Origin of the sequence: Plesiomonas sp. ZOR0011 (genome assembly GCF_000800945.1) — a bacterium.
GTDB classification, from domain to species: domain Bacteria; phylum Pseudomonadota; class Gammaproteobacteria; order Enterobacterales; family CAMTGL01; genus Plesiomonas; species Plesiomonas shigelloides.
This window is the reverse complement of the sequence record NZ_JRKB01000022.1, coordinates 1-6669: the sequence shown is the minus strand read 5'-3', so window position 1 is coordinate 6669 and position 6669 is coordinate 1. Positions and strand designations below refer to the sequence as shown.

Here is a 6669-nt window from a genome sequence, read left to right as displayed (position 1 = left end):
CTTTTGGATATCAGCATTCTCAAACGAGTGCCCACACAGATTGTCTGATTAACTTTTTAAAGAGCGTTTCGCTACCGAAGTAGCGACAGGAAGTGAATTATTCCGCAATCCTGTTTTACTGTCAAGAAAATGTTTTGCATTTTCTCAAGAGCCGATATTCATTACTGCAGGCCAATCAGTGATTTGCATCACAGTCGCCGTGTCAGTGGGGTCGCATTATAGGGCGTTTTGCGGCGGGCGCAAGGGAAAAGTGAGAAAAACAATTCGCCCGCTGCATTTTCATCCAAAACGGCAAAAAAACACACTTTTCTGGTCTTAGGCCTGCGCCGAAGGGGCTAAAACAGCGATTTTTTGCGCAAATTCGCTAACTTTATTCCAGTCGGTATATTCCACTTCTTTACTAGGATCGGTTTCACCACCGGTCATGCGCATAATGAATTGGATCATCACACGGTCAAACCAGCGATAGCGCGGATAATAAAGCGCGCCAGCAAAGACCGCGGCCACGGTAGGCTGCCACACAGAACGCTGCAAGAACTTACGCACATAGGCGTTGGTCTCTGGCGTGTTCTTCTCCGGTTTGCGCGCCGTTAAGTTCACCCCAAAAAAGGCAGTTGGTAATTGCTGCAGTTCGCGCTGGTATTGCGCTATCCAGCGCTGCACCTGACGGCTAAAGTGCCCGTACCGAATCGAGGCGCCAATCACCACGGCACGGTACTCTGCCCACTGTGGTTGTAACGGCTGCTGCACATCATGCAGACACACCTGACAATCTGGCGCCTGCTGTTGCAGCTGCGCAGCAATATGCTGCATGATTTTTAAGGTTTGTCCGTCCGTGCTGGAATAGAGCAATAAATAAGTCTGAGCCATGATCAGTTTTTCCAGAATGTTGGGGTAAACAAGACCAACAGGGTAAACACTTCCAAGCGGCCAAACAGCATCGCGACCACCAAAATCCATTTCGCGCTGTTATTCAGGTCAGCAAAGTGCGGGGCGACCGAGCCTAGGCCCGGACCTAAGTTGTTCAAACTGGCGGCCACGGCCGAAAAGGCGGTCAACTCATCCACCCCAGTGGCAATCACGGCCAGCAAGCAAAGCATAAACACCAAGGCATAGGCAGAGAAAAACCCCCACACCCCTTCAATGATGCGCTCCGGTAGGGCGCGGCGACCCAGTTTTATCGAGTAGACCGCGCTGGGGTGCACCAGACGCTTTAATTCGCGGTTACCCTGCAAGCACAGTAATAGTATGCGGATCACTTTCAAGCCGCCGCCGGTCGAGCCGGCGCAGCCACCAATAAAGGAAGAGAATAATAACAGCAGCGGCAAGAACAGTGGCCAGTCTGCAAAGCTGGCGGTAGAAAAGCCGGCGGTGGTACTGATAGAAACCGATTGGAAAAACGCGTTATCCAGCGCCAGCTGCCAAGTGTCATACACCTGCTTATTCATCAACACGGCAAAGCAAATCAGCGTCAGGCTCAGCTGAACCAACAGGAAAAAGCGGCATTCTGGATCGCGCCAATACAAACGCCACGGGGTACGGCTGGTGAGCGCCGAAAAGTGCAGCGAGAAGTTACACCCAGCGATAATCAAAAAGACCCCGGTAATAATGTTGATCGCCGGACTATTAAAGTAGCCGATACTGGCATCGTGGGTGGAAAAGCCACCGATCGCGATAGTGGCAAAGCTGTGACTAATCGCATCAAAGCCGGACATCCCCGCTAACCAAAAAGCCAAGGCGCAGGCGATGGTCAGCAAGACGTAAATCAGCCATAAGGTTTTGGCCGTTTCGGCTATACGCGGGCGCATCTTGTTGTCTTTCAACGGCCCCGGCATTTCGGCCCGGTACAGCTGCATCCCCCCGACGCCTAATAGCGGCAAAATCGCCACCGCCAAGACAATGATCCCCATACCGCCTAACCACTGCAGCATTTGACGATAAAACAGTAAGGCTTTGGGCAGGTTATCCAGACCGACAATCACCGTCGCACCGGTGGTTGTCAATCCTGAGAAAGATTCAAAGAATGCATCGGTAAAACTCAGCGGCAACTCCGCGGAATAGATGAAGGGCAACGCCCCCACACTGCCGAGTACCGTCCAGAACAGCACCACAATCACAAAGCCATCGCGGGATTTGAGCTCATGCTTGTGCCGGCGATTAGGAAACCACAGCAGCGCACCGATCACCACGGCGGTGACAAAGGTGGTCATAAACGCGGTGCCCGAACCGTCACGGTACAGCAGCGCCACCAGCGCCGGAACGCACATGGTGACGGAAAACAGCATGATCAGCATGCCAACGATTCGGGTAATAGAGCGCAACTGCATGCAAAAGCTATCCTTGGACGAAAACGGAGGGGGAATTATTCAGACAATGTCTGCAAGATCAAGCCACCGCGGGTGCGATCTTTGAGCGCTTGAGCAAAAAGGGTGACCTGCTCCGCAGGCAAACCGATACGCAAACGAATATTGCCGCCAAATTCCACCTCCTGCTTCTCACCGTCATACGCCGCCAATAAGGTTTCCACCAAACTTAACTGAGCATAGTCACAGGTTAAGTAAAAGGCTTGCCGCTCAACTTTCTCTACCGTGGTCAGCAGCTTTAACGCCTGTTGCACCCCATTGCCGTAGGCTCGCACCAAACCACCGGTACCAAGGCGGATCCCACCATAATAGCGGACGACCACCGCCGTCAGCTCACCGACCCCACTCCCCAGTAGGCAGTTGAGGATCGGTTTCCCCGCAGTACCCGCAGGCTCACCATCATCGGAAAAGCCCAGCTGCTGCGAGTCAGTCGGCGCACCGGCCACAAATGCCCAGCAGTGATGCCGCGCCTGAGGGTGAGCCGCTTTCACCGCCTGAACAAAGGCCCGGGCCTGCTCGCTGCCCGGGGTATGTGCCAGTAAGGTGATAAAGCGACTTTTCTTTATTTCTTCAGCAAACTCGACCGCAGCGGCCGGAATGGGGTAGTGCGCCATCAGTTCAGTGCCAGATCCCGCGTCAGGTTTTCAATGCCGCCTTCGGTGATCACGATATTGTCTTCAATACGGATCCCACCAAATGGACGCAGCGCATCGATACGTGCCCAGTTAATGTGACTGTTCAGGGCGTGGTTTTTCCAAGGCTCGAGCAAAGAATCAATGAAATACAAACCCGGCTCGATAGTCAGCACCATGCGCGGCGCCAGTTCCCGCGTACAACGCAGGGCCGGATAGGCCGCAGGCGCAGCCAGATGGGTGCCTTGTTCATCTTGCATGAAACCAGCCACATCGTGCACTTGCAGGCCCAGTAAGTGACCCAAACCATGTGGCATGAAGCTACCGGTCAGCCCTTCGTTGACCATATCTTCTTCATTGAGACGCACAATATCGTGCTCACGCAGCATGCGCGCAATACGCTGGTGCATCTGCAGATTCAGATCAGGGTAGCGCTGGCCCGGTTCAATCGTGGCAATCAGCTCTTGCTGATGACGATGCATATCGCGGATCAGCGCAGCAAAATCATTCTCTTCGCGGGCGTAGGTACGAGTGATATCGGCGACATAACCGTTAAAGGTCGCGCCCGCATCCAGCAAGAAGCTGTCGCTGCTGGTGGGGGTTTTACGCTGCAAGGTGGTGTAGTGCAAAATCGCGCCATGCTGATTCAAAGCCACGATATTGGTGTACGGCACCTCAGTATCACTTTGACCGGTAGCCGCCAGATACGCCAAGTTGATATCAAACTCGCTCATGCCGGCCATAAAGGCATCGTGCGCTGCACGGTGGCCATCGACGGCAATCTTCTGGGCGCTGCGCATACACTGCAGCTCATAATCAGTTTTGTAAGCGCGTTGATAATGCAGCGTATTAAGTAACGCTGGCGGGTTAATCTGACCAATCCCGGCGTCACGAGCCAACTGCTCGCTCGAGCCGATGTAGCCCCACTCGGCGCGCGCCGCTGGCAGATACTGCTGAATGTCGCGCGGTTGGCGCAGCACGACTATCTCAAACTCTTCTGCCCAGTACTCTTGCGGTACCGGCTCGACCGCATGCCAATAATCCACCGGAGAATAGAAGAACAGACGCGGGCGATTCACGCCATCGACTTGCAGCCAGCAATGCGGCACATTCGTCAGCGGTAACCACGCATTGAAATGCGGATTAACCTTAAACGGATAAGTATTGTCATCCAGAAATGCGTAAATCGGCTCGCCGGAGTGGATCAGCAGCCCTTGCAGCTGGTCACGTTCCAATACGGCCTGGGTGCGACTCTGTAGCTCGGCAATATGCGCGCGGTAAGCGTGTTCCATGAAAATACCCTTTCTTCTATTCATCACTGAATTCCCATAGTAGCACAGCCAATGTGCCCTGTGGCGCTTCGCGCCATCGCGTAACTGTGCCCGTCAATCAACACAAAATCCCCACATCGCCTCCTACGGATATTGCGGTTTTTCGCCGCTGAATCGAGCCTCCTCATGGTTAACAAAAAATTAAACAAATGTTTTAAATGAGTGTTGAAATATTGTTAATTTGAAAGCACACTGGTTAAAAATATGACACTGGCTCGTTATCCGGTGCGTACCCTCTGCTGGCTGCGGCCAGTGTTGCCCCCGGAGAGATCCGGCTCTGGAGATAGAAGATGCTTTATCAAAGCCCAACCCTGACCCTGCGCTGGCTGACTGACGGGATTGCCGAACTGCAATTTTCCGCCCAGTCCGCCGCCGTCAACAAATTCGATCTGCAGACCTTAACCAGCCTCGGTGAAGCGCTGGAGCTGTTGCAAGGGCAAACCGCCCTGCAAGGTCTGTTGGTCAGCTCAGCCAAAGACTCTTTTATTGTCGGCGCTGACATCACCGAATTCCTCGGCTTGTTTGCATTGCCAGAAGAGGAGCTGCAACGCTGGCTGGCACGTGCTAATGCCATTTTCAATCAGCTAGAAGATCTACCGGTTCCCACCGTTTGCGCCGTCAATGGGATTGCCCTCGGCGGGGGATTGGAGTGCGTGCTGGCCACCGATCTGCGCATCGGTGATACCCAAGCGCGAGTCGGCCTGCCAGAAACCAAACTCGGTATCATGCCGGGCTTTGGCGGCACCGTGCGTTTACCTCGTCTGATTGGCGCCGATAGCGCACTGGAGCTGATCACCGCCGGTAAAGAAATCGGCGCTGATGCGGCCTTAAAGCTGGGTATTCTGGATGCGGTGGTCGCCAGCGATAAACTGCATGCTGCGGCGCTGCAAATGCTCAACGAGGCGATAGCCGGTCGGTTGAACTGGCAAGCACGGCGACAGGTCAAATTGCAACCGCTGGCCCTCAATGCCACCGAAGCGGCCATGAGTTTTAGCACTGCCAAAGCGATGGTGCTGCAAATTGCCGGCAAACACTATCCGGCACCACTGGCCGCCGTCAGTAGTGTGGAAGCGGCGGCGCGCTGTACGCGCGATGCGGCGCTGGACATTGAAACTCGCCACTTTATTCCACTGGCCAAATCCGATGTTGCCACCGCGTTGGTGGGGATCTTCTTGGGCGATCAGTTGCTGAAAAGCAAAGCCAAGCAAGCGGCCAAAGCCGGCAAACCCACCGCGCATGCTGCAGTACTGGGCGCAGGCATTATGGGCGGCGGCATTGCCTACCAGTCCGCTCTCAAGGGTGTACCGGTTCTGATGAAAGATATCAGCGAAAAATCCCTCACGTTAGGGATGACCGAAGCGGCCAAATTGCTGGATAAACAGCGCGAGCAGGGCAAAATTAGCGGCCTGCAGATGGCGCAAACCCTGACGGCCATCACACCAAGCCTCAACTACGCAGGTATCGAACGTAGCGATATCGTGGTCGAAGCGGTGGTGGAAAACCCGAAAATCAAACAAAGCGTACTGGCCGAAGTTGAACAACTGCTGCCAACCGACGCCGTGCTGACATCCAACACCTCCACCATCCCGATTAATGTGCTAGCCAGTGCCCTGCAGCGGCCAGAAAACTTCTGCGGCATGCATTTTTTCAATCCGGTACACCGGATGCCATTGGTTGAGATCATCCGTGGCGAGCGCACCTCTGAAGAGACCATCGCCCGCGTAGTGGCGTATGCCGCAAAAATGGGCAAATCACCGATTGTGGTGAATGACTGCCCGGGCTTTTTCGTCAACCGCGTCCTGTTCCCGTATTTTGCTGGCTTTAGCCTGCTGCTGCGCGATGGCGCTGACTTCCAGCAAATCGACAAAGTGATGGAAAAACAATTTGGTTGGCCTATGGGCCCGGCCTACTTGTTGGATGTAGTAGGGATGGATACCGCGCATCACGCCCAAGCGGTGATGGCGGCTGGCTTCCCGCAGCGGATGCAAAAAGATTACCGCGATGCGGTCGACGTGATGTTCGAGTTGCAGCGTTTTGGCCAGAAAAACGGACAAGGCTTCTATCGCTATACCCAAGATGCCAAGGGCAAGCCGAAGAAAGAGGCCGATCCCGCCACCTACACCTTACTGAGCGAGGTGTGTGCGCCACGGCGCGAGTTTAGCAGCGAAGAGATTATTGCCCGTTTGATGATCCCGATGGTCAACGAAGTGGTGCGCTGCTTGGAAGAAGGCATTATCGGTAGCGCCGCCGAAGCGGACATGGCACTGATTTATGGCTTGGGCTTCCCACCGTTCCGTGGCGGTGCCTGCCGTTATCTGGATAGCCTCGGTAGTGCTCACTATG

At 54.5% G+C, this 6669-nt stretch carries 5 protein-coding genes; 1 reads left to right on the top strand and 4 read right to left on the bottom strand.

What is annotated here, in order from left to right:
• Window positions 1-315 precede the first annotated feature (315 nt).
• The 4 genes from hemG to pepQ are packed head-to-tail and all read right to left on the bottom strand — an operon-like array spanning window position 316 to window position 4287.
• The gene (hemG, locus tag L975_RS03890) at window positions 316-870 is read right to left on the bottom strand and encodes a menaquinone-dependent protoporphyrinogen IX dehydrogenase (RefSeq protein WP_047707320.1); all 555 of its coding nucleotides are present in this window, start codon (window positions 868-870) and stop codon (window positions 316-318) included.
• Between the two features lie 2 nt (window positions 871-872).
• The gene (trkH, locus tag L975_RS03885) at window positions 873-2327 is read right to left on the bottom strand and encodes a Trk system potassium transporter TrkH (RefSeq protein ID WP_010863037.1); all 1455 of its coding nucleotides are present in this window, start codon (window positions 2325-2327) and stop codon (window positions 873-875) included.
• A 35-nt stretch (window positions 2328-2362) separates the two neighbouring features.
• A complete protein-coding gene (locus L975_RS03880) occupies window positions 2363-2977 on the bottom strand; it encodes an IMPACT family protein (protein WP_047707318.1) in 615 nt (204 codons plus the stop codon).
• Window positions 2977-4287: a Xaa-Pro dipeptidase gene (gene pepQ, locus L975_RS03875; RefSeq protein WP_047707317.1), complete on the bottom strand. Its 1311-nt coding sequence runs from the start codon at window positions 4285-4287 to the stop codon at window positions 2977-2979. Before pepQ ends, L975_RS03880 begins: the two co-directional genes overlap by 1 nt.
• A 329-nt stretch (window positions 4288-4616) precedes the next feature.
• On the opposite strand from pepQ, the gene fadB reads away from it, so the two are divergent.
• The coding region (gene fadB, locus L975_RS03870; RefSeq protein WP_047707315.1) for a fatty acid oxidation complex subunit alpha FadB at window positions 4617-6669 on the top strand (2053 nt) is incomplete at its 3' end.

Excerpts from the sequence above, each read along its gene's own strand:
- trkH (WP_010863037.1), bottom strand. The coding sequence starts at position 2,327 with ATGCAGTTGCGCTCTATTACCCGAATCGTTGGCATGCTGATCATGCTG.
- hemG (WP_047707320.1), bottom strand. The coding sequence starts at position 870 with ATGGCTCAGACTTATTTATTGCTCTATTCCAGCACGGACGGACAAACC.
- pepQ (WP_047707317.1), bottom strand. The coding sequence starts at position 4,287 with ATGGAACACGCTTACCGCGCGCATATTGCCGAGCTACAGAGTCGCACC.
- L975_RS03880 (WP_047707318.1), bottom strand. The coding sequence starts at position 2,977 with ATGGCGCACTACCCCATTCCGGCCGCTGCGGTCGAGTTTGCTGAAGAA.